The organism is Mucilaginibacter auburnensis, from assembly GCF_002797815.1.
Lineage (GTDB): Bacteria > Bacteroidota > Bacteroidia > Sphingobacteriales > Sphingobacteriaceae > Mucilaginibacter > Mucilaginibacter auburnensis.
In genome coordinates this window covers 1011566-1033421 of the sequence record NZ_PGFJ01000001.1, presented here as the reverse complement: position 1 = coordinate 1033421, position 21856 = coordinate 1011566, and the positions used below count along the sequence as shown (strand labels likewise).

General features: G+C 41.4%; 23 protein-coding genes. 1 reads left to right on the top strand and 22 read right to left on the bottom strand.

The window, feature by feature from the left end:
- Positions 1–74 precede the first annotated feature (74 nt).
- On the top strand, positions 75–515 hold the full coding sequence (locus tag CLV57_RS04530) for a hypothetical protein (protein ID WP_100340148.1): 441 nt from the start codon (positions 75–77) through the stop codon (positions 513–515).
- Positions 516–756: 241 nt separating this feature from the next.
- Here the strand turns inward: CLV57_RS04530 and CLV57_RS18680 are convergent, their stop codons facing one another.
- The 22 genes from CLV57_RS18680 to CLV57_RS04425 form a co-directional block, all read right to left on the bottom strand.
- Entirely contained in the window at positions 757–885 is a 129-nt protein-coding gene (locus CLV57_RS18680; protein WP_262497414.1) for a hypothetical protein, read from the bottom strand.
- A gap of 241 nt (positions 886–1126) precedes the next feature.
- The gene (locus CLV57_RS04525) at positions 1127–1465 is read right to left on the bottom strand and encodes a type II toxin-antitoxin system RelE/ParE family toxin (protein ID WP_100340147.1); all 339 of its coding nucleotides are present in this window, start codon (positions 1463–1465) and stop codon (positions 1127–1129) included.
- Positions 1455–1676: a hypothetical protein gene (locus CLV57_RS04520; protein WP_100340146.1), complete on the bottom strand. Its 222-nt coding sequence runs from the start codon at positions 1674–1676 to the stop codon at positions 1455–1457. The genes CLV57_RS04525 and CLV57_RS04520 overlap by 11 nt, the downstream gene beginning before the upstream one ends.
- Positions 1677–1719: 43 nt before the next feature.
- Positions 1720–2721 (bottom strand): ABC transporter ATP-binding protein, encoded by a 1002-nt coding sequence (locus CLV57_RS04515; protein ID WP_100340145.1) that lies wholly within the window; start codon positions 2719–2721, stop codon positions 1720–1722.
- A 129-nt stretch (positions 2722–2850) separates the two neighbouring features.
- Entirely contained in the window at positions 2851–3672 is an 822-nt protein-coding gene (locus CLV57_RS04510) for an outer membrane beta-barrel protein (protein ID WP_100340144.1), read from the bottom strand.
- A gap of 30 nt (positions 3673–3702) precedes the next feature.
- The gene (locus CLV57_RS04505) at positions 3703–4482 is read right to left on the bottom strand and encodes a hypothetical protein (RefSeq protein WP_100340143.1); all 780 of its coding nucleotides are present in this window, start codon (positions 4480–4482) and stop codon (positions 3703–3705) included.
- Positions 4466–5038 (bottom strand): RNA polymerase sigma factor, encoded by a 573-nt coding sequence (locus CLV57_RS04500; RefSeq protein WP_100340142.1) that lies wholly within the window; start codon positions 5036–5038, stop codon positions 4466–4468. Before CLV57_RS04500 ends, CLV57_RS04505 begins: the two co-directional genes overlap by 17 nt.
- Positions 5039–5173: 135 nt before the next feature.
- On the bottom strand, positions 5174–5749 hold the full coding sequence (locus tag CLV57_RS04495; protein WP_100340141.1) for a DUF420 domain-containing protein: 576 nt from the start codon (positions 5747–5749) through the stop codon (positions 5174–5176).
- 87 nt (positions 5750–5836) lie between these two features.
- The gene (locus CLV57_RS04490) at positions 5837–6532 is read right to left on the bottom strand and encodes an SCO family protein (protein ID WP_100340140.1); all 696 of its coding nucleotides are present in this window, start codon (positions 6530–6532) and stop codon (positions 5837–5839) included.
- Positions 6532–6885: a cytochrome C oxidase subunit IV family protein gene (locus tag CLV57_RS04485; protein ID WP_100340139.1), complete on the bottom strand. Its 354-nt coding sequence runs from the start codon at positions 6883–6885 to the stop codon at positions 6532–6534. The genes CLV57_RS04490 and CLV57_RS04485 overlap by 1 nt, the downstream gene beginning before the upstream one ends.
- Positions 6886–6911: 26 nt before the next feature.
- On the bottom strand, positions 6912–7643 hold the full coding sequence (locus CLV57_RS04480; RefSeq protein WP_100340138.1) for a cytochrome c oxidase subunit 3: 732 nt from the start codon (positions 7641–7643) through the stop codon (positions 6912–6914).
- A gap of 25 nt (positions 7644–7668) precedes the next feature.
- The gene (locus CLV57_RS04475) at positions 7669–8250 is read right to left on the bottom strand and encodes a cytochrome c oxidase subunit 3 (protein WP_245856863.1); all 582 of its coding nucleotides are present in this window, start codon (positions 8248–8250) and stop codon (positions 7669–7671) included.
- A 1-nt stretch (position 8251) separates the two neighbouring features.
- The gene (cyoE, locus tag CLV57_RS04470; protein WP_100340137.1) at positions 8252–9142 is read right to left on the bottom strand and encodes a heme o synthase; all 891 of its coding nucleotides are present in this window, start codon (positions 9140–9142) and stop codon (positions 8252–8254) included.
- Entirely contained in the window at positions 9139–10200 is a 1062-nt protein-coding gene (locus CLV57_RS04465) for a COX15/CtaA family protein (protein WP_100340136.1), read from the bottom strand. Before CLV57_RS04465 ends, cyoE begins: the two co-directional genes overlap by 4 nt.
- Positions 10201–10280: 80 nt before the next feature.
- Positions 10281–12170 carry a cytochrome c oxidase subunit I gene (locus CLV57_RS04460; RefSeq protein ID WP_100340135.1) on the bottom strand — a complete coding sequence of 630 codons (1890 nt, stop codon included), beginning with the start codon at positions 12168–12170 and terminating at the stop codon, positions 10281–10283.
- A 9-nt stretch (positions 12171–12179) separates the two neighbouring features.
- Positions 12180–13361, bottom strand: a complete 1182-nt coding sequence (locus CLV57_RS04455) for a cytochrome c oxidase subunit II transmembrane domain-containing protein (RefSeq protein ID WP_100340134.1) — start codon at positions 13359–13361, stop codon at positions 12180–12182.
- A gap of 51 nt (positions 13362–13412) precedes the next feature.
- Positions 13413–14681 carry a quinol:cytochrome C oxidoreductase gene (locus CLV57_RS04450; protein WP_100340133.1) on the bottom strand — a complete coding sequence of 423 codons (1269 nt, stop codon included), beginning with the start codon at positions 14679–14681 and terminating at the stop codon, positions 13413–13415.
- A 13-nt stretch (positions 14682–14694) separates the two neighbouring features.
- The gene (locus CLV57_RS04445) at positions 14695–15270 is read right to left on the bottom strand and encodes a c-type cytochrome (RefSeq protein ID WP_317044566.1); all 576 of its coding nucleotides are present in this window, start codon (positions 15268–15270) and stop codon (positions 14695–14697) included.
- On the bottom strand, positions 15263–15799 hold the full coding sequence (locus CLV57_RS04440) for a DUF3341 domain-containing protein (RefSeq protein ID WP_100340131.1): 537 nt from the start codon (positions 15797–15799) through the stop codon (positions 15263–15265). The genes CLV57_RS04445 and CLV57_RS04440 overlap by 8 nt, the downstream gene beginning before the upstream one ends.
- Before the next feature lie 7 nt (positions 15800–15806).
- The gene (gene nrfD, locus CLV57_RS04435; protein WP_100340130.1) at positions 15807–17276 is read right to left on the bottom strand and encodes an NrfD/PsrC family molybdoenzyme membrane anchor subunit; all 1470 of its coding nucleotides are present in this window, start codon (positions 17274–17276) and stop codon (positions 15807–15809) included.
- 21 nt (positions 17277–17297) lie between these two features.
- A complete protein-coding gene (locus CLV57_RS04430; protein WP_100340129.1) occupies positions 17298–20339 on the bottom strand; it encodes a TAT-variant-translocated molybdopterin oxidoreductase in 3042 nt (1013 codons plus the stop codon).
- Between the two features lie 43 nt (positions 20340–20382).
- Complete coding sequence (locus CLV57_RS04425; protein WP_100340128.1) at positions 20383–21645, bottom strand: c-type cytochrome; 1263 nt, start codon at positions 21643–21645, stop codon at positions 20383–20385.
- Between the last annotated feature and the right edge of the window lie 211 nt (positions 21646–21856).

Here is a 21856-nt window from a genome sequence, read left to right as displayed (position 1 = left end):
TGGTTGGAGAAAAAAGTTTTAAGATTTACCAAATGTGTAATGCGTTGTATTGCAATAAGAAGTATATTAGATGAATGGCCAGGACCTTCTACAAACAATTTGTAATTATATCTTCAGGTATTGCGCTGATATTAACGCTATTATATTTTATTGTTGATTTCATTTTTAATGATTACAAGAGCGAGTTTATCACCAAAGATTTTATTTATCCGTTTACCTTTATCTTAGTAATCGGAAACGCATTAACCGTTGCTGTTTCAGCATTACCTATACTTTTAAACCAATACGAAGAAGTTAAAAACAACGCTGTGATTAGTTTATTATCGTGGTTCTTACTTCCAACAATATGGCTTACAGTAATATTATTCAAGATTAATTTTGATCTAATGGATTTTTCTGAAGGATTAGATAGCGAAGCAATACTTAACATTATAAATACACTACCCTATATTAACGTATTGGTAGTTTTATATTTCAAGTTTCGTAAAACGGTATCAATAACAATTGCTACCTAATTAACCTTCAATGGCGTTCCCTGCGGGCCGGGCTTTCCGCTCATATGCCCGCAGGCCAATGTCTGAACTAAGATTTATAAGATTAAAGGATTGTAGGATTATTTTGCCTGAATCATTATCAGTAGGATGAAAGCATTTTATGCTCTTCGCGTCAATCTTAAAATCAATACATCTTACTGATCTTAGTTCAAACAAACAAAAAACCTTCTCAGCCTTGGACTAAGAGGGTTTCGGTTGGAGCCTATCTCGGCGGAGCCGGTGCACCCGGCGGACGCGGTGGCGCGCCACGTTTTGGTAACGAGCCGCATCCGGTACTGATAGAAGCTGCAATAGCTGCCAGCAATACTATGCTTATTAATTTCCTTTTCATGTTGTAAGTGTTTTATAGCTAAATAAAACTACGGCCAAATTGTTTTAACGGTTTTACAACCTGCAGTTTACCCTTGCGGAGCACCAGGTGGCGCAGGTGGTGGTGAAACCCTTCGCTGCGAACCGCAGCCGGCAGCAACAGAGGCACATAAAGCCCCGAGGAACAGCATAGTAATCAATCTATTTTTCATGGGTGATGTTTAATGATATAATGCTGTAAGGCTTGGATTTGTTTGGGGAATTTATAAGCCTTCTGATAAAAGAATAGTTTTTATATCGTCCTTATCAATAGACGCTTCTTCGGATTTATCAAATATGGTTATTAGATAAATATCAATTGATTCTTCTTTTTCTTCAATTACGTAAGTAATTACACGGAAGCCTCCGCTTTTACCCTTACCTTTAGAATTATCCGCTAATCTTATTTTATAAATATTGGCACCATAACTCACCCCTAATTTAGCATTTACTTTCAGGTCGCTTTCAAGTTTAGCTAAACTCTCTTGTAGCGTACGATATTTTTTGAGGAGTCGTTTCGCCTTCTTTAAGAAAAAAGAAGTAAGGCGTACATTATTCGCCATTTAAAAGATCATTCATTGAGTATGATGCAGCTTTTCCCTCACGGATGGCCTTCACTTCACTTAAGCCTTGTTGTATCTCATTCAACAACTTCGATTTTTTTGAAGCTTGCTTGTCTGAAGAAACAGATATTATTTCACCTCCCAGCTCTTTTACAAAAGCAGACAATTTGCCTCTCGCTTTACCCGGAACTTGTATAGTGATCGTAGTCATACTCAAATATAGTTAATTGGCTTATTTAGTACAACTGTTATGTCTAAAACTCCAAATACCTATCCACCTTAACATGTACCTTATCTCCTTCTTTCAACTTATCTGGCTGGTCATTGAGCAGGCGTAATAACACGCCGCCTTTTTCAACCACCAAACCTTCATGGCTACCCTTAAAAAGCACTTGTTTTATGGTCCAGTCTTTATGCGTCCAGCTACCGGTTGGGCGGGCCCATTCAGGGTAGATCACTACGTACTCTTTATTGGTGGCTATATTACATAATGCAGCTTCTTCGCGGGCAAGTACGTTGCAGTTGGTGAGCAGGCGTGCGGTGTATAAATTTTGCGGATGCTGATATAAGGTTTTAGGGCTGCCTGTTTCCAGTATTTCGCCATCTTTAATTACAATGAGTTCATCGGCCATACTTAGCACCTCGGCAGGGTCATGCGATACCATGATCACCGTCAGGCCGGTTTCTTTTACTACCTGGCGTATATCCTGCTGTAAACCCTCGCGAAAAGAAGTATCTACCTGGTTAAAGGGTTCATCCAATAACAAAACCTCGGGTTGGGTAACCAGCGCTCGGGCAATGGCTACACGCTGTTTTTCTCCACCGCTTAAATATACCGCCTGTTTGTCTGCAATGCGGGTAATGTTGAGTTGCTGCAAAACACGACGTGTTTTTTCTTCTTTATCTGCAACATTAGTATTGGGCAGTAAAATGGAAATGTTATCCTGTACCTTGGCAAAGAGGTTTAACCCGTCGGTATCCTGGGTAACCATTTTCATGGCATCGTGGCCGGGAATGAGCTTTTCTTCTGGTCCCCAAACGCGTTCGCCTTTAAACTTTATTTGCCCTGCATCGGGCGAAAGCAAGCCATACAACATTTTCAGCAGTGTGCTTTTACCGCTACCGCTTTCTCCTATTATAGCTGTTATTTTGCCTTGTGCAATATTTAAAGTTGTAGTTTTTAAGCCTGCGGATGTTTGCCCGCCGTAACTTTTACTGATAGCTACGGCTTCTAAAAAGGGAGATTGTTCTGCCATGGATGGCAAAGATAGCCACTAAAAACGTCATGCCGAATTTATTTCAGCATCCCACCATTAACGCGTGATTAGTTGGAGGGATGCTGAAACAAGTTCAGCATGACTTTATTATTTTATTAACTACTTGGCTTAAAACCCAAACGTAAATCCGAAAGAAAAGTTCTTTAAACCGGCCTGTGCAGGGCTGTTCTCAAACATATCAGTAAAGTAATATTTGGCATAGATACCCGCGCCGCCGTATCCTACACGGGCAACAGCGCCTAATCGTAAACGGGTGAAGTGGTAATCGTCTTCTATTTTCTGCTTGCCGCGCTCCTCGCTGATCTGTTTTACTTTGCCACCCATCAGGAAGCTGGCCTCCGGACCGGTTACAAATCTGAAGCGTTTACCATTTGAGTTCTCGCTGCTGCGGAACTCAAATGAAAGCGGAACGCGTATATAGGTAGATGAAAAACGGTTTTTGCTAAACTCAACATTATCCTGAATATAGGTTAGCGATGAGCCACCTTTTTGTATGGTGATGTTTTCGCGCAGGCGGATGTGGGTCCAGTCAAAACCACCTGATATGTACATTTTGAAATTGTTGTTAAAACGGTAACCAAACTGCACCAGGTCAAAACCAAAGTTGCTGGTTTTCCATGAACGGTAACGTAAAAAATCATTCTGAGGCGATAAGGTGAAACTGCCGTTATCAACAAGCGTAGCTAAACCAATATCTACCCTTGAAAAAGTGACACCAAAGTTAAAGCCCGGTTTACCGGCTCTGGCTTTCCGCACGCTGTCAACCTTAGCTTTTCTGTCGCCAAAGCTAAATTTGATGCGTTGTTTTTTTTCAATGGTGGTTACAGTTGTTGTATCGCCATTTTTAATAGTTTTTACTATGGTCGTATCTTGAGCAAGAGCGGTCCCTGCAACCATCGCAATAGCGGCGGCCAATATAAAGCGTTTCATAATGTATAAAGGTGTAATTGGTATTTTGGATTATTGTTTTTTAATTTTAAAAATGCCCAGGTTTACCGCAGTGATCTTAGTACCCTCATCGTTATCTGCGTCTGTAAATTCTATGAGTTTATCTTCGCGCTTATCAACCGCTGCAACAATAGTGTTGATTAGGCCACCTAAACCGCGGGCGCGTTTTTTAATCACCGGCTTATTACTATCAGGCGCATTGGCACTAACTACAGGATGTTTTTCACTGATCGGTTGCACACCGTTGACAGCCAATAACGAAGTGCTTAAGGGTATATCATTTGTAGGAACCACCGGCTTCAAAACAGGAGAGGTAGCTGTTTCAACATTTGCAGCTGCTAAAAGTGGCTCAGATTTCTCCACTTCTGTTACATCTGTAGCAGATACTTCCTCGTTTACCTTCTTTGTAACCTTAGGTTTGATAAATTGAGGTTTACTTTCTGTTAATACAACTGCCATTTGTTTTAAGCTGTTATCGTCCTCAACCGCCCGGTTAACCGGGGCGCTGTCAGAATTAACAACTGATGATTTAACCGGCTTGGTCTCTTTCACCAATTTCAACGGCTTATCATCATCCTTTTTAACATCGCGATTAAAAAACAGTACCGATGCCGCAGCTAATATAATAACACTGGCCGCTATGCTTAAATAAGGCATTAGTGAGCGTTTGGGTTCTTTTTTACCGTCAAGCTCTTCAACAATATTTTTCCAAACCATTGGCGATGGCTCTATTTCAAAGTCGTTTAGCTTTGAATTGAATAACTGGTCAAACTCCTTATCCTGCATTTCCATATCTTTTATCCTCCATTTTGATAACCATTTCTCTTAAAATAGCGCGGGCCCTTGATAACTGCGATTTAGACGCCCCTTCCGTTATACCCACCATTTCGCTTATTTCTTTATGCGAATAACCTTCAATGGCATATAGGTTAAATACCATTTTGTAATTGTACGGCAGTTCTTGTATAAAACCCATCAGGTCCTTAGCGCTGAGGGTAGCTATAGCAGCCGCATTTACAGATGGCTCATAACCTGAATCGGTAACTTCCATTAATTGTACCGAGCGGTGGTATTTGCGATGATATTCAATTGCACTGTGTACCATTATCCGCCTTACCCAACCTTCAAATGCTCCCTCACTTCTGTAGTCGGCCAGTTTTCTAAATACATTTACAAATCCGTTTTGTAACATATCTTCCGCTTCAGCCTTGTCAGCAGCGTACCGCATGCAAACACCCAGCATCTTAGAAGCCAACAGCTTGTACAATACCTCCTGCGCCTTGCGTTCACCCTCTTTGCATCGGGCAACTAATTCATCAATTGTGTAAGTTGGTTTCAAAAGCTTCATTTACATTAAGATGAAAGATACCGTTAATTGGTTGCAGCAGAAATGAAATATTTTTTCGTTCAGTATACAATACCTAAACAAAAGGCCTCCTGCACAAGTACAGAAGGCCTTTAATTGTATGTTGATCAGCTGTTATTAAAAATGATAATATGGAGATACTAAAATATAAACAATCACTCCGGTAACAGTAACATATAACCAGATAGGATAAGTCCAGCGCACCAGCTTTTTATGTTTCTCTACCTGCATTTGCAGCCCGCGATAAAAGCTCAATAAAATAAGCGGCAACACCCCGGCAGCTAAAATAATGTGCGAGACAAGTATAACAAGATAAATAGAACGCACTTTACCAACAGCGCCAAGCTCCATATCTGATAAGATACCATCGCCGTCCAGATCGCCAAAAACCGTTTCGTTCTTCATTAAATAATGAAAAGCGATGTAAGAAACCAGGAACAATGAGGAGAGACAAAAAGCTAATATATTGATGCGTTTGTGCATTACTACATTGCCTTTCATAATAAAGTATAAAGACAACAACAACAATACGCTGCAAGTGCCATTTATAATAGCATTTAGTTTTGGTAAGTACATGGTAAAGGCCGGAGTAACATCAGGCGTTGGCAATACCTTGCGGTTAAGTATAATAACAACCGCCAACACAAATATTGATATAGCGGCAACGAAGCGGAATATAAATTTATCGGTCATTTCTTTTTGATGAAAGAGTTAAGATTCAAGATTTAAGACACGATGCTTGGCTCCTTACTCTCGATTCTTCACTCTTGTTTCTTGATTCTAATAAAGCGGTTCGTCCATTTCACGCAATTCTTCGGCAATTAAAACTTTTATTTCGTCATTAAGGCGGGTGATCTCACTAACCGAGGTGCCCGAATAATAGCCGCGAATACGTTTCTTTCTATCAATCAATATCAGCTTATCGCTGTAAATAAAGTCTCCGTTGCCCAGGCTTACGGCGTTAACCAAAAAACCCTTCCGGGCCAGTGGATAGATCTGCGTGGTATCACCTGTTAAAAACATCCACTTTACACCTGCGGGATTATACTGCTTTGCGTATTGTTTCAGCACTCCTACCGAATCGCAATGCGGGTCAACGGATATTGATACAAACGAAACCAATTTGTTTTGCTTATAGGTATCCAATAAACTCTTAACATTATTGTTAGTAGTTTGGCAAACACCGGTACAATTGGTATAAAAAAAGTTAGCTACAAAAATACTGCTGTCTAAGCTGTGCGAGGTAACCGTTTTACCGTCCTGATCTGTCAGTTTAAAATCCGGCAGCTGATGGTAAATTGTATCGGCCACATATTTGCCTCTAACTTTATGGCCGGTTTTGGCTACTTGTTTAGGGCCGTATACCGGCAGGGGCTTATACCTGTTTTTACCTTTAGCGGTAAGTAAATAATATAAAAATCCCGGTAATGCCAGTAGCACTACCAGGATCAATACTTTTTTAAAGCTGATTTTCATTAATATCGCAATGATATCCAGTGATGGCTTTCGTTAGTAAGCACCAGTATCAAACCGATAATGAATAAAATAGGAACTGCTATTGAATAGATAAGACCAACTTTTTCAAACTTTAAGTGCATAAAGTAAGCCACTATATAAAATGCCTTTGCAAGTGTTAATAGAATATAGATAGGGTTAGCAATACTGCGATCCATATATCCTTTCTCAACAAAGTAAAGCGCTATAATAAACTCAATTACAGTTATACCTAACAGGACGAAAAATACCTGCCATATTTTTTTGGCGGTCATTCCTTCACCATGTTCATGGTCATGATCGTGGTGTGCAACTTCTGGTGTATGTGATGACATAATAAATCTATGTTATAAAATAAAGATCAAACTAAATAGAAGAAGGTAAATACGAATACCCAAACAAGGTCTACAAAGTGCCAGTATAAACCAACTTTTTCAACCATCAGGTAGCTTCCTCTGCGCTCGTAAGTGCCGGCCAATACATTAATGGTGATGATGATATTGATGATAACACCACTAAATACGTGGAAACCGTGAAAACCTGTAATAGTAAAGAACAAGTTGGCAAAGTTTTGAGCGGCTGTTTCCTGTGCTGCTAAAGTAACTCCCGGCACATGGTGAAAGAACTCTTTTAAAGTTTCCTCATTTTTCGGGATACTTGCCCACCAGAAACCTTCATGGTGTAAGTGGGTCCACTCTAAAGCCTGACAGCCTAAGAACATAAAACCACCAATAACGGTGAAGATCATCCACATTACTACCTCTTTTTTTGAGTTACGGTGACCGGCCTCAACAGCCAATACCATTGTAACAGAGCTCATAATAAGAATAAAAGTCATAATACCTACGAATACCAGAGGAGCACCGCTATCCAATAAACCCGGTACCGACTGGAAAACCTTGTCAGCACTTGGCCATGTAGGCATGCTGAAACGAAGAGCGCCGTAAGCTATAAGTAACGAAGAAAATGTAAAAGCATCTGATAAAAGGAAAAACCACATCATCAGTTTGCCGTACTCGGCCTTGAACGGAGAATGTCCGCCCGCCCACGGGGTTGTTTTTAATTCATCAATTTTTGATACTGCTGCGCTCATTTGTCGTTTAGCTATGAAATTGTTATTAATGTTGGTTCAAAAGTAAAAAAACATACAGATAAATCCATATAATATCCACAAAATGCCAAAAAATAGATGACATCTGTATGTAGTATAAGTTCTTCACCTGCGGCTTATTGCTGTAGCTTGCATAAAGCGAATAACCCAGTAATGCAAGGCCCGCAATAATGTGTAACAGGTGCGTTCCGGTGAATATGTATATAAATGAAACAGACGCATTATTGTTCACCAAAAATGCTTCGGCCTTAACCAATTGCGCCCATCCTAAAATCTGTATCACTAAAAAGGCAACGCCCAATAAAATGGTAAGCCACAAAAACAGACGCTGTTTAGCAAACTGTAATCGTTTAGCTGCTGTTGATGCCATAAAAATGGTAAGGCTGCTTAGCAAAATCGCTGCTGTGCTATATATAAATGCGCTTGGCATTTCCATATCAAGCCCTTTGCCACCACGGCCGCCTACGTACACTATAAACCCACTTGTTAAGGCCGCAAAAAACATAAACGACGTGAATATGAATATCCACATGTTGAATTTCTTGGCACCGAGGTTTAATTTATCTTCCTGTTGTAGCTGAGCCATCATTTCACTTTCCTATAAAATCAAACAAAAACATTAATTGTACAATCGGCAACCAAAAAAAGGAGCCGAACATCAATTTGCGTGCCTCGGGTATTTGGCGGGTACGCAACAGCATTATTGCCTGGTATAAAAATATCAGACTACAAATTAATGATACGCCTCCCACATAGTAACCGCCATATCCTAAAATAGTTGGCAGCAAACTAACCGGCACTAAAATCACGGCAAATATAACAGTAATTACCGCACTGCCCATATCACGCGAACCGGTTGGCAATAAACGGAAACCTGCCAGCTTATAATCATCGTCTAAAACCCACGCAATGGCCCAAAAATGTACAAACTGCCAAACAAATTGTATTGAGAATAATACCAGTGCTATCTCATCAATACGCCCGTTAGGTTGCCCTGCAACATAACCTATCAACGCAGGAAATGCGCCTGGGAATGCACCCACGAATACAGAGACCGGCGACTTGCGCTTTAAAGGCGTGTAAGCAAATGCATACAATAAAATTGAAAATACAGATAGTAACCCTGTAAGTATGTTCAACGTACCTAATATGTAAGTTCCTGCCATGCCCATACCCAACCCTAAAACCAAACCCTGGCCGGTGGTCATTCGTCCTGCAGGCATTGGGCGGTCTTTGGTACGTTTCATCAGTTTATCAAGGTCAACTTCAATTACCTCGTTAAAACTGTTAGCCGCGCCTGTAACTAAAAATCCGCCTATTACAAGTTTTATCCAGTTAAACCACATGGTTGTACTATATAGCGAGCCCCAAGTGTCGCCACCGTTGGCTTTAACCGCTATGATAAATGATATTGATGCCGAAAACACCACCAAAAAGGTGAGCCGGAATTTTATCAGTTTTGAAAAATCAGCAAACTTCATGCTGTTCCTCCGTGTAAACTTGCCGAGCGGTATAAATTAAGCAACAAGTAAAACTGCGCTCCAAATAATAAACTCGCCAAAAATATATGGCTGGCCTGTGCTACCGGAGGCAACGCCAGGTAAGCCAATACAACACCGGTAACCATTTGCAATACAACCATTAAAAACGAAAAGCTCATTATTTGCTGTTGTATGGAATGCCTGTTAAATCCGCGGCGTATCAATAAATAAAGTACAAGGTTAATTACCAGAACCAACATAGCCAGTTCGCGGTGATCTGTAAAGATCTTGCCCGCGTTTGTGATCCAGGTTGAGCGGTAACCATCCTGAAGTCTGGTTGCAACGGCATCAATTCTCTCTCTTACTTCGGTACCAATTGTAATTTGCACTACAGATAGTATCAACGCTACAACAGTAACTATGTACGTTAACGCGTTAACACGTAATACAGGCCGGCCACTGGCACGTGCCAAATGGTAAGTAGTTATGCATATTGCAACTATAGCGAGGGCAAGCAGCATATGCACAGTAACTATCCACGCAACCAAATTTGTTGATACAACAATTGAACCCAACCACGCCTGAAAGAAAATAAGCAGTAAATTGAAAACACTCAAAAAAGGAATGAGCTTACTCTTATCGCGATAACTGAAAGAGTAAACTGCGGTTAACAATAAGAAAATACCAGAAGCTGCGCCTACCAAGCGGTTAACGTATTCCGTCCATGTACGACCGGCATTAAACTCCTCAGGAACCAAGATAGATTTGTCATCACGTATGCGTTGAGCCAGATCTGCATAACCAAAAACGTCAAGTGTTTTTGCAAACTTTTGATTTTTTGCCATGCGGCCCTCAACATACTTGTCTTTATAGTCGGCAGGTAATTGATCAACACTGGTTGGCGGAATATACTGGCCAAAACATTTGGGCCAGTCAGGGCACCCCATCCCCGAACCAGAACTACGTACTACACCACCGGCAAGAATTACAGCAAATAGTGCTATTATGCTGTATAAATTCAAACGTTGGAAACGTTGTTTGGCTGTAGTTTTCTGCATTTGTCGCCTTAAAAAATTAGGGTACCTGTCTTTGGATTTTACTCCTGTACAGATACCCTAAAAATTCAATTCAGTAAATATTATTTTACTTCTTCGTTAGATTTTTGTGTATTTGTCCATTTGCTCAGTTCTTCCAAACCTGCCGCATTGTCTTCAAAATCATGCGGTACGTTTGAGCTCATTGTTTGAGACAAAGGTGTAGTTTGCATAATGAAATCCTCCTCTGCACCTGGCTTGCTGTAGTCATATGGCCAACGGTAAACAGATGGTATTTCACCAGGCCAGTTACCGTGTAAGTGTTCAACCGGAGCTGTCCACTCAAGCGTATTAGCCTCCCAAGGATTTTGTGTAGCTTTCTTACCCCAGAAAATAGAGTGTATAAAGTTGTACAAGAAAGCGAACTGTGCTAACGCAGAGATAATAGCTGCCCAGGTTATAAATGTGTTAACTGATAACCACTGCTGCATAGAAACAAACTCGGTGAAAGCATAATAACGACGTGGTACACCATCCAGACCCATAAAGTGCATTGGGAAGAATACCAGGTACGCACCTATGAATGTTAACCAGAAATGTAGGTAACCTAATTTCTCGTCCATCATACGACCAAACATTTTAGGGAACCAGTGGTAAACACCTGCAAGCATACCAAATATAGCTGCCGAACCCATTACCAAGTGGAAGTGAGCTACCACGAAGTAAGTATCGTGTAAGTTGATATCTAATGCTGCGTTACCTAAGAATATACCGGTGATACCACCAGAGATGAAGAATGATACCAAACCAATAGCGAACAACATAGCAGGTGTAAACCTGATGTTACCGCGCCATAATGTAGCCAGCCAGTTAAATGTTTTTACCGCTGATGGTACGGCGATGATCAAAGTAGTGATCATGAACACACCACCCAGGAACGGATTCATACCCGTTACAAACATGTGGTGACCCCACACAATAAATGACAATACAGTAATACCGATCAACGAGTAAACCATCGCGTGGTAACCAAAAATTGGTTTACGTGAGTTTACTGACATGATCTCGGAAGAGATACCCATTGCCGGCATAATTACGATGTACACCTCAGGGTGACCCAGGAACCAGAACAAGTGCTGGAACAAGATTGGGCTACCACCTTCCATAGGCATGATCTGACCGTTAACTACGATGTCTGATAAGTAAAAGCTGGTACCGAAGCTACGGTCAAATATCAATAGCACAACACCCGCAACCAGTACAGGGAATGATAAGATGCCTAATATAGCTGTTAAGAAGAATGCCCAGATTGTTAAAGGCATTTTCCAAAGGTCCATACCTTTAGTACGCATGTTCAAAATTGTACTAACATAGTTAATACCACCCATTAATGATGAAGCGATAAAGAACACCATACTGATCAACCACAAAGTCATACCCATGCCCGAACCTTTCATTGCTGTAGGCAAGGCTGATAACGGCGGATAAATTGTCCATCCCGGACCCGCAGGACCTTTTTGGATGAAGAATGATGACAACATGATAGCACATGCTGTAAAGAAGAACCAGTATGATAACATGTTCATGAAAGGCGAAGCCATATCACGCGCACCAACCTGCAATGGAATTAACAAGTTACTGAAAGTACCGCTCAAACCTGCAGTTAATACAAAGAATACCATGATAGTACCGTGTATGGTTACTAATGACAGGTAGAACTCCGGGTCAAGACGACCTTCGGGAGCGAAACGGCCCAACAATGTTTCCATTAAAGGGAACGCTTTATCAGGGTAAGCCAGCTGGATCCTGAACAATATTGACAAGATCATAGCGATGAATGCCATAGCAATACCTGTAACAAGGAACTGCTTGCCAATCATTTTGTGATCCTGGCTGAAAATGTATTTGGTTAAAAAAGTTTCTTTATGGTGATGCCCGTGACCATCTTCGTGGTGATGTCCTACTCCGTGATCGTGCACTGCTAATGTTGACATATTCGCTAATTAATTGTTTAACGCTAATCTTTTTGTGGAATTATTATTGTTGCTAACCTCGGCTAATTTTAACTCGGTTCTTAAAGCCGGTGTTAAATATGGCTGCTGTTTCGCCAACCATTGTGCATATTCAGCCTCAGAAACCACACGCACAACTTTCTGCATGTTGTAATGGCTGGCTCCGCATATTTTGTTGCAATATACCAGGTACTCAAACTCAGGGTTTTCCAGTTTATTACGCATTTGTTCGGTAGTGACGGTTGGGGTAAACTTAAAGAAAGTTGGCAAACCAGGTACCGCGTTCAACTGAACTCTGAAGTGAGGCATGTAAACGCTATGGATAATATCCTTTGAAGATATATTCAACCTAACTGATTTGTTAACCGGGATCACCATAGTATCTGCTTTCAAATCGTCAAGGCTGTTCTTGTCGTTAAAGTCAATACCTAACTTGTTGGCACCGCTAATTAATTTATAGTTCTTTTTACCTAACAGGCCGTCTGGGCCTGGATAACGCAAGTTCCATGCGAACTGCTCGCCGGTGATATCAACGTTAATTGAAGCAGGCTCGCCTTTAGCATCAGCGCTGTTAGTTACTTCCTGCCATGTAAAGAAACCGAAGATAACCAATACAGTTAACACGATAGCCGGAGCAATGGTCCAAACTTTTTCAATGGTATTGTTATGAGGTAAGAAGTATGCTCTGCGTTTTGGAGAGTATTTGTAGATAAATACAAAAGTAAACAACAGTATCTGGGTAAGTACAAACACAACCATCGTAATGCTCGTAGTTGTCCAAAACATCGCGTCTATTTTAACACCATGCAACGATGCTGCGCCAGGTAATATCATGTTTCCATGAACAGTGAAAGACCAGTAAACGCCAGCCAAACCAGCTAAAAGGAAACCTATAAACAACACGGCCATTACGGTGTTCCAGTTAATACCTGCTTTGCCTTGTATCTTCTGGCTCAGATCATACACGCGCAAAATTTTACCTACAACTGCAACCGCTATACAGGCCAGCACGAAAAGCAAAATATAATAACTTACACTTAACCAGTCAACACCCGGCTTTTCTTCGGTAGCTGTCGCTGCAGCTTGCGCCATCACCATATTTGTGCCCGTAAGCATCAAAACAGCAAGCAGCGAAAGCATTTTCTTAGAATCTATTAGTTGTTTGAATCCCATTGTTATTGGTAGTTTGGTATTCTTTATTTGTTGCAAATTTAATAATATAACCTATATGTGGTGGTGTAAGCTTTCCTGTAAGAACGGGTGATTCTTTGGCGCCAACGCTTTGAATTTTGTTAAAGCATTTAAAACCAGGAAGGCAAACATACCGGCGAAACCAATAAATGTTCCTACTTCTATCCATAATACGGCTGAATACCACTCATGATAATGTTCAACGGTACCCGGCATGATCATTTGGAAATAATCAAACCAGTGACCGCAAATAATAATGATACAAGCAGTTTTCAATATAGCAGTTGAACGTTTAAAGTCGCGGGCCATTAACACCAATAACGGAGTTAAGAAGTTGATAACAATGCTGAACCAGAACCAGGGTTTAAATTCAGGCTCCCATCTTTTATAGAAATAAGCTGTTTCTTCAGGGATGTTAGCATACCAGGTTAACAGGAACTGAGCAAACCATAAGTAAGTCCAGAATACTGAAAAGCCAAACATCAACTGACCTAAATTGTGCAGGTGATCTTGAGTTACCCATGATAAGTAACCCTGGCTACGCAGATAAATAATGATCAGTGTCATGGTAGCTAATCCTGTTACCCAAAGAGCAGCAAAGTTGTACCAACCAAACATGGTTGAGAACCAGTGTGCTTCTAATGACATGATTACGTCGAAAGCAAAAACAGGGATAGTAAAACCAAATATTACAAGGAATACACAAGCCAATTTAAAGCTCTTGTCGTAGTTTGACATACCTGCCAGTTCATCCTCGTTAGTTGAGTATTTCACAAATAGGCGGCTTAATAAAATGTAAGCTGCTAAAAAGCCAACCACTCGTGCCAGGAAGAAACCAATGTTAAGAAAACCAGATTTACCTGCAATAAGCGCGTCGAAATGCTCGCTGCCTTCTTTAGTAACATCATGGGCACCCCAGATCTTATATAAATAAGGAGCTACAACTTCTTGTCCTTCGTGGTTAGTAATAGTATGCGTCATAGTTAAGCCTGCAACTACAACCACTATTAATATAATAGCCGGAATAGGAAGTATACGTATGAACGCATGCGGTACACGCAAAATAGCAGCAGACCAACCAGACTGTGTTACATACTGAACAGCACAAAAGAAAGCACCGGCTAATGACACACAAGTAGTATAATAAGCCATTAAAAGTAAGTTAGCAAACGTACGCTCAACGTTTCCGGTAAGGAAGCCTAACGCAATTGCTACAACACCTATAACAATGGCAACAAGGCTCCAGGTTCTTGCTTTGCCCCCAAACTCAAATTGTTCGTCAAAATTATTATGAGTCTTCATTAATTTCTATTTCTTATAAGTTTTGTAACTGGTGAACGTACATTACAATTTTCCAACGCTCTTCAGGAGCTACCTGAGATGCATAAGAACCCATTGAGTTAACACCGTAAGTAATGGTATGGTAGATCTTACCATCAGTAAGGTCTTTCATAGCGCCACCACGAGATGATTGTCCGGTTGAGTAACTTGGCGGAGCAGGATAACCATGTGTGGTTACTGTACCATCGCCCATGCCTTTAACACCATGGCAAGGTGAGCAAAAAGTGGTGAACAACTTTTTACCATCTTCCAGATTCTTGGCGTTAGCAACCAACGGGTTTACCACAGCGGCCGAAGCAGCTTCATATCCCTCTTTTGTACCTGGAAAATCAAAACGCGTAAACCCTATAGGTGTGGTATTTGCAGGTGGAACCTGCGCAGTTTTACCATCCTTAAACTGTTCGTTTTTCTGATCTGCGTCATAAGCGATCTTCTCATACATATTGGGCGCGTACTGCCATCCGGTACTGCGCTTATCATTGCAAGAGGTGGTAACCACCGATGCAACAACAGCAACAATAGCTGTTCCCAATATCTTATATTTATTCATAGCTAACATATTTTCTGGTGTTATGCTTAACTTCTACTGCTCCTGCTTCTTTTAAAATATTTGTTATGTCTTCGTGAGGCACGTTTGTTTTTGCATCAATTGCAATTACAAAACGGTCATCGGTAGCTCTCAGGTCCATTACCCTTGGCGCACGGCCGGGGAACAGGTGAGTAGCATAGAAGAAGGTAAATGACATACCAAAAGCGGTAAATAATACTGTCCATTCAAATGTAGCAGGTACAAAGTCGGGGATAGCAAAGTAGGGTTTACCACCAATGTTCATAGGCCAGTCATGTACCAAAAAGTAGTAAATAATACTAAAGATAACGGTACCGCCTAAACAGCCGAACATGAATGCCGCATAACCCAGGCGCGACTCTCTTACGCCCAACTTGGCATCAATACCGTGGATAGGCATCGGGGTGTATACATCATAAATAGAGATACTATTTTTCTGTAACTTGTCAATCCCGTGCATCATTACATCCGGATCGTCAAAAAGTCCTAATATATATTTAGTGCTGCTCATTGTATGATTATGCGTTTTCGTACTCTTTTAAATCTACTGTATCGTAAGCTATCAATGAATCCTTGTAGTATTGAACTTGTTCAGGATCCAGATGACCTTCTTCAATTTGTTTCTTCTTAGCCTGCTCTGATGATGATTTCAGCAACAGTTTCACTTCGGCCATTGCAATTGATGGCAATACACGAAGGAACAAAAGGAATAAGGTAAAGAACAAACCAATTGAACCCACAAATATGCTCACATCAACCCAGGTTGGAGTAAACATGCTCCAGCTTGATGGTAAAAAGTCGCGGTGAAGAGACGTTACGATGATAACGAAACGCTCAAACCACATACCTATGTTCACAATGATTGACAGTACCCATGCCATAGCAATATTGGTACGAATCTTTTTGAACCACATTACCTGCGTCATCAGGATATTACAGCCGTACATCATACAGCCAGCCCACCAAAACGGACCCGTGAAACGGTTAAGGAAAGTGTACTGCTCATACTCACCACCTGAATAGTAAGCGATGAAGAACTCGGTTAAATAAGCCACACCTACAATTGAACCGGTTACAAGGATAATCTTGTTCATTGATTCAATGTGGAACATGGTGATGTAGTTTTCCAGACCTAATACTTTACGGGTTACCAATAACAGTGTTTGCACCATGGCGAAACCTGAGAAGATAGCTCCCGCAACGAAGTAAGGAGGGAAAATAGTTGTGTGCCAACCCGGCTCTAACGAGGTAGCAAAGTCCATTGATACAATGGTGTGTACCGAAAGTACCAGAGGAGTTGATATACCTGCCAATATCAATGATACAGTTTCAAAACGCTGCCATGTTTTAACTGAACCTGTCCAGCCGAAAGAAGCGATTGAATAGATTCTGCGACGTAAGCCTGAAGCGCGGTCGCGGATGGTAGCGATATCCGGTAATAAACCGATGTACCAAAACACTAATGATACAGAGAAGTAAGTTGAGATAGCGAATACGTCCCATACCAGTGGTGAGTTAAAGTTAACTCCTAAAACAAACTGGTTTGGAAGTGGTAAAGGCCAGTAAGCTAACCAAGGGCGGCCCATGTGCGATACTACGTAAGTAGCCGCGCAAATTACGGCGAAGATCGTCATCGCCTCGGCAGAACGGTTAATAGAGTTACGCCAGTTTTGACGGAACAGTAGTAAGATTGCCGAGATCAAAGTACCGGCGTGACCGATACCTACCCACCACACGAAACCGGTGATGTCCCATGCCCAACCTACTGTTTTGTTCAAACCCCATGAGCCGATACCGAACCAGAATGTCCAGCTAACTGATACCACCCAAAGGCCCGCGCCTATAACAGATACGATGAAACCTATCCACCAGGCTTTGTTAGGTGCGTTTTCAACAGGTGCAAGAACGTCATTAGTTACTTTTGCGTAGGTAATGTCTTTACCGGTAACTAAGGGTTCCCTTATAATTGATTCTTTATGAGATGCCATACTTTATATAAATATTATAGCTTAAGCTTCTAATTCAAATGTGTTTCTAACTTTTGCCTGGTAACCAATGCCTGCTTCAACGTTAAATTCTTCAAGCACATAGTAAGTTCTTTCGCTCTTTAACGCTTTTGAAACAGCAGAGTTAGGATCATTACGGTTACCAAATATGATGGCACCTGCAGAACATGTTTGCTCGCAAGCCATTTTGATCTCGCCATCACGTACAGGGCGTTTTTCAATTTTAGCTTTAAGCTTACCTGCCTGTATTCTTTGGATACACATTGAGCATTTCTCCATAACACCACGTGAACGGGTAGTTACATCCGGATTTAATACTAATTGTGTATGAGGATTATTCAGGTAGTTATCAAAACGAGAATCGTTCCAGTAGTTGAACCAGTTAAAGCGACGCACTTTGAACGGACAGTTGTTAGCGCAGTAACGTGTACCTACGCAACGGTTGTAAGCCATGTGGTTCAAACCCTCTGATGAGTGAACGGTAGCTAATACCGGGCAAACTGTTTCGCAAGGAGCGTGATCACAGTGCTGGCAAAGCATTGGCTGGTGTACAACCGATACGTTGCTGATGTCATCAAGATGAGCTATTTCAGTTTCTTCCGTTACACCTTCGCCTTTTTCGTTGAAAGTATAGTAGCGGTCAATACGGATCCAATGCATCTCACGACGACGGCGAACCTCGTCTCTACCTACAATTGGAACGTTATTTTCAGCGCTACAAGCTACAACGCAGGCACCGCAACCGGTACAGGCGTTAAGGTCAATAGCCATAACCCAATCATAGTTAGGGCGCTCATGCTCGTCCCACAAACCGTAGTCTTTGTGGCCTTCGTGTTTACCAACCGCGTGTGCAGGGTTTTTAACAAACTCAGCAAGGCTGGTTTCGCGTATAATATTACGCCCCTCATAAGAGTGGTGCGTTTGTGTTTGCGCTAATTGAATATTGTCGCCTGTTGCAGAAAGTTTTGCTACGCTGGTAGTTTGGAAAGTACCGTTGCGCAGGCTGTAAAAAGGATAAGCATTTTTACCTATACCATTTTCAATGATGATACCGCCGCTTGTTCTGCCGTAACCAACTGCTACCGATACAGTACCAACAGCCTGACCCGGCTGTAATAAAGCAGGTAAAGCAATTGAGTAGCCGTTAGCCTCAATAGTTACAACATCACCTTCAACAAGGCCCATTGCTTTCATGTCATTTTGCGACATGGCAATAAAGTTATCCCAGGTAACTTTAGATACCGGATCTGGCAACTCCTGTAACCATGGGTTATTAGCATGTTTACCGTCACGAATAGCAGAGTTTTGGTAAACTTGTAACTCAAAAGCACCGCTGCCGGCAGCTACCTGAGCACTTTGTGCTAACACTTTTTGTGCAACACCATTAAGGTCAAGTGCAAATGTGTAAGCACCTGCAGCTTTTGGAGCAGCTTTTATAAAACCTGTTTGTAATACAGTTTCCCAACCAGCCTGGCCTGAAAGACCTGCCAAAGGAAGAATTCTGGTATCCCAAACGTTTCTTACGTAGGTATAATAGTTGTTAATCGCGTTTGCACTCCATAACAGTAAGCTTTGCTCAGCCTGACGGGTTTCATAAACAGGATTAATAGTTGGCTGCTTAACAGTATAGTAACCTTCAATAGCGCTGTCATCACCCCACGACTCCAGGTAGTGGTGGTTAGGAGCAACTACGTTACATACTGATGTAGTTTCGTCTTTAGTATCGGCAAATGAAACGCGCAATGCAACTTTCTCAAGTGCTTTAGCTAATTCAGCGCCTTTGTAGTAATCATAAACCGGGTTAGCATTCAGGAACATTACAGCGCCAACTTTACCGGCTTTAACTTCGCTAACAAAGTTTTCCATTTCGGCATCGTTACCGGCATATTGTCTCGAATTGTTATCCAGATCGATAGTAGTACCGTAGCTGCCTAATATAGAGTTGATGGCATTAACTAAAGTTTGTGTAGCAACGTCATTTGAACCTGCAACAACCAAAGCACGGCCTTTAGCCTGTACCAGTTCTTTAGCTACTACAGCAATAGCATTGCTTGCTGCTTTGTTGCTTAAAGGTTTGCTGCCCGGTAAAGTAGTGCCAGAGATAGCGTTGTATAGGTTTACTAAAGCAACACCTTCTTCTGACGGTTTCAAAGCGATGCGAACATCAGCATTGGTACCGGTTAAGCTCATGCCCGTTTCAAACTGGATGTGGCGAGACATTTTTTTCTCTTCCAGTGCTTTGGCAGCGCGTTTTGAAACATATTGACGGGTGAATTCCTCGCCTGAGATCCAGGTACCTAAGAAATCAGCACCGAAGCTTACGATAACGTCGGCTTTGTCAAAATTATAGTGAGGTACTACCGCTTTACCAAAACTGTTTTGGTTAGCCTGTATAATACCTGTATATGATACTGCATCATAAGTTACATGCTTAGCATTAGGGTAAGCAGCAATAAAATCAGCAATTACACTTAAAGTAGAAGGGCTTGAGATAGTTGAAGAAACAATACGGATACCTGTACCCGCATCAAGTGTTTTAGCTAACTCTAAAATTACATGATCATCAACACTGCTCCAGCTAATTCCGCTGCCATCTTTCATGGCGCCTTTGGTGCGGTTAACGTCATAAAGTTCAAGTACCGAAGCCTGAGCCTGCGCGCTCAAACCACCGCCGCCTAATAAGTCGTTAGGGTTACCTTCAACTTTAATAGGTCTGCCTTCGCGGGTTTTAACCATTATGGCCGATCCTTCGTAAGTTGACACATAATAGTTGGCAACACCCGGAGTAACCTCTTCTGGCTTAATAAGGTATGGAATAGATTTGTGTACAGGCACACGCTGGCAAGCAGCCAAAGTAACCGCACCTACACCAAAACCTACCGCTTTTAAGAAATCGCGGCGAGGAGTTTTACCCGACAAACCGTCGCCGGACAGAACATCTTCAATTGGAATAGGCTCCGCAAATTCGTTTTTGTTTTTCTCAACAAATTCCGGGGTACGGTTTAGCTCTTCTACACCTTTCCAGTATTTTTTATTGCTATTCATTTAAGCTGTAATATAAAACTGTAATGCTCTAAATTCTTTTCTATTAATAATGGCATTTGCCGCACTCAATACCACCCATCATTGCAACGGTTGGTTTTTTACCTTTCTTGATCTCGTCATGTGCAGCTAAAACCTGGTCGTAGTAAGCGCTTCCTTTAGCGTTAACCTCAGTGCGTTTGTGGCACTGAATACACCATTTCATAGTAAGCGGGCTGTATTGTTTAACCTCAGCCATAGTTTCAATAGGGCCGTGGCAGGTTTGACATTTAATACCACCTACAGTAGTGTGTTGTGAGTGGTTAAAGTAAGCCAGATCAGGCAGGTTGTGTATACGCACCCACTGAATAGGATGTGCTTTGCTTGCATCGTAGCTTCTTGTCTCAGGATCATAACCCAAAGCAGCGTAGATTTTCTGTATCTCCGGAGATTCTGTTTTAACCGCGTTGTGGCAGTTCATACAAACGTTCAATGAAGGTATTGAAGCATTTTTTGATTTGAATGCACCACTGTGGCAATACTGACATTCAATTTTCATGATGCCCGCGTGTAATTCGTGCGAATATTTAATTGGCTGTACAGGTTGGTAACCAGTGTGAACGTCAGTGTTCCACAAAATATTCCACTGCCATGCCGAGCCGCCTATAACAGCACACAACAACACAAAGAAAACAAGCTTCTTGTTTTTTGCCATTTTTTTCAAACCAGCAAAACGGTCAACCTGCTCAGCTTCAACAAGCTCCGGCTCAAGTACTACACCTTTTTTAGCAACAATATTTTCAAGCGTACCAATAACCCTGTTCAACACCAGGATAATGATGAAGGCTAAAATTATTACACCGATCAAGCCATAAACAACTAAGTCGCTTGGGCCTTTATCGGCAGCTCCGGCAACTACTGGAGTTTTTGCTTTTTCCTCTTCGATCTTTTTGTAACCATCACGCACATATGCGATAATGTCTGCCGCATCAGCATCAGTAATGCCAGGGAAGGTTGGCATACCAGCCTGACCAAACTCATTGTAAATTTTAAGCGCTTTAGGGTCTTTCGCTGCGATTAAAGCCTGGTTGTTCTGAATCCATTTGGTTAACCACTTGTCGTCGGTATCCTCTTTCATGATCGGACCCAACGCAGGACCAGCCATACGCTTATCCAAGGCGTGACAACCGCTACAGGCATTTGATTTAAACAAACCCTCTCCTTTGGCCGGGTCTCCTTGTGCTTTAGCAGAAAATCCCAAAACGGCCAAACAAAGTGCAAGTAGAACCGGTTTAGTAAATTGTTTAAAAATCAATGAGATGCTTCTCATAAAGTCGTATTGTGTAAATAGTTTATTTATGTGTTAAAATTGTTAAAAGAACCCACTTTTAGCCAATTTTTCAGCCACAAAAGTATAATTTATTAAATAATCGCTGACAAATTAATGACAGTAATAACTAATTTATAACCTTTCTAAATAAATAGATTTTTTATAAAATTCATATTCAAATGTTATAATAATTGCCATTATAACATTTGAA

Excerpts from the sequence above, each read along its gene's own strand:
- CLV57_RS04530 (WP_100340148.1), top strand. The coding sequence starts at position 75 with ATGGCCAGGACCTTCTACAAACAATTTGTAATTATATCTTCAGGTATT.
- CLV57_RS18680 (WP_262497414.1), bottom strand. The coding sequence starts at position 885 with ATGAAAAGGAAATTAATAAGCATAGTATTGCTGGCAGCTATTGCAGCT.
- CLV57_RS04525 (WP_100340147.1), bottom strand. The coding sequence starts at position 1,465 with ATGGCGAATAATGTACGCCTTACTTCTTTTTTCTTAAAGAAGGCGAAA.
- CLV57_RS04520 (WP_100340146.1), bottom strand. The coding sequence starts at position 1,676 with ATGACTACGATCACTATACAAGTTCCGGGTAAAGCGAGAGGCAAATTG.
- CLV57_RS04515 (WP_100340145.1), bottom strand. The coding sequence starts at position 2,721 with ATGGCAGAACAATCTCCCTTTTTAGAAGCCGTAGCTATCAGTAAAAGT.
- CLV57_RS04510 (WP_100340144.1), bottom strand. The coding sequence starts at position 3,672 with ATGAAACGCTTTATATTGGCCGCCGCTATTGCGATGGTTGCAGGGACC.
- CLV57_RS04505 (WP_100340143.1), bottom strand. The coding sequence starts at position 4,482 with ATGGAAATGCAGGATAAGGAGTTTGACCAGTTATTCAATTCAAAGCTA.
- CLV57_RS04500 (WP_100340142.1), bottom strand. The coding sequence starts at position 5,038 with ATGAAGCTTTTGAAACCAACTTACACAATTGATGAATTAGTTGCCCGA.
- CLV57_RS04495 (WP_100340141.1), bottom strand. The coding sequence starts at position 5,749 with ATGACCGATAAATTTATATTCCGCTTCGTTGCCGCTATATCAATATTT.
- CLV57_RS04490 (WP_100340140.1), bottom strand. The coding sequence starts at position 6,532 with ATGAAAATCAGCTTTAAAAAAGTATTGATCCTGGTAGTGCTACTGGCA.
- CLV57_RS04485 (WP_100340139.1), bottom strand. The coding sequence starts at position 6,885 with ATGTCATCACATACACCAGAAGTTGCACACCACGATCATGACCATGAA.
- CLV57_RS04480 (WP_100340138.1), bottom strand. The coding sequence starts at position 7,643 with ATGAGCGCAGCAGTATCAAAAATTGATGAATTAAAAACAACCCCGTGG.
- CLV57_RS04475 (WP_245856863.1), bottom strand. The coding sequence starts at position 8,250 with ATGATGGCTCAGCTACAACAGGAAGATAAATTAAACCTCGGTGCCAAG.
- cyoE (WP_100340137.1), bottom strand. The coding sequence starts at position 9,142 with ATGAAGTTTGCTGATTTTTCAAAACTGATAAAATTCCGGCTCACCTTT.
- CLV57_RS04465 (WP_100340136.1), bottom strand. The coding sequence starts at position 10,200 with ATGCAGAAAACTACAGCCAAACAACGTTTCCAACGTTTGAATTTATAC.
- CLV57_RS04460 (WP_100340135.1), bottom strand. The coding sequence starts at position 12,170 with ATGTCAACATTAGCAGTGCACGATCACGGAGTAGGACATCACCACGAA.
- CLV57_RS04455 (WP_100340134.1), bottom strand. The coding sequence starts at position 13,361 with ATGGGATTCAAACAACTAATAGATTCTAAGAAAATGCTTTCGCTGCTT.
- CLV57_RS04450 (WP_100340133.1), bottom strand. The coding sequence starts at position 14,681 with ATGAAGACTCATAATAATTTTGACGAACAATTTGAGTTTGGGGGCAAA.
- CLV57_RS04445 (WP_317044566.1), bottom strand. The coding sequence starts at position 15,270 with ATGAATAAATATAAGATATTGGGAACAGCTATTGTTGCTGTTGTTGCA.
- CLV57_RS04440 (WP_100340131.1), bottom strand. The coding sequence starts at position 15,799 with ATGAGCAGCACTAAATATATATTAGGACTTTTTGACGATCCGGATGTA.
- nrfD (WP_100340130.1), bottom strand. The coding sequence starts at position 17,276 with ATGGCATCTCATAAAGAATCAATTATAAGGGAACCCTTAGTTACCGGT.
- CLV57_RS04430 (WP_100340129.1), bottom strand. The coding sequence starts at position 20,339 with ATGAATAGCAATAAAAAATACTGGAAAGGTGTAGAAGAGCTAAACCGT.
- CLV57_RS04425 (WP_100340128.1), bottom strand. The coding sequence starts at position 21,645 with ATGAGAAGCATCTCATTGATTTTTAAACAATTTACTAAACCGGTTCTA.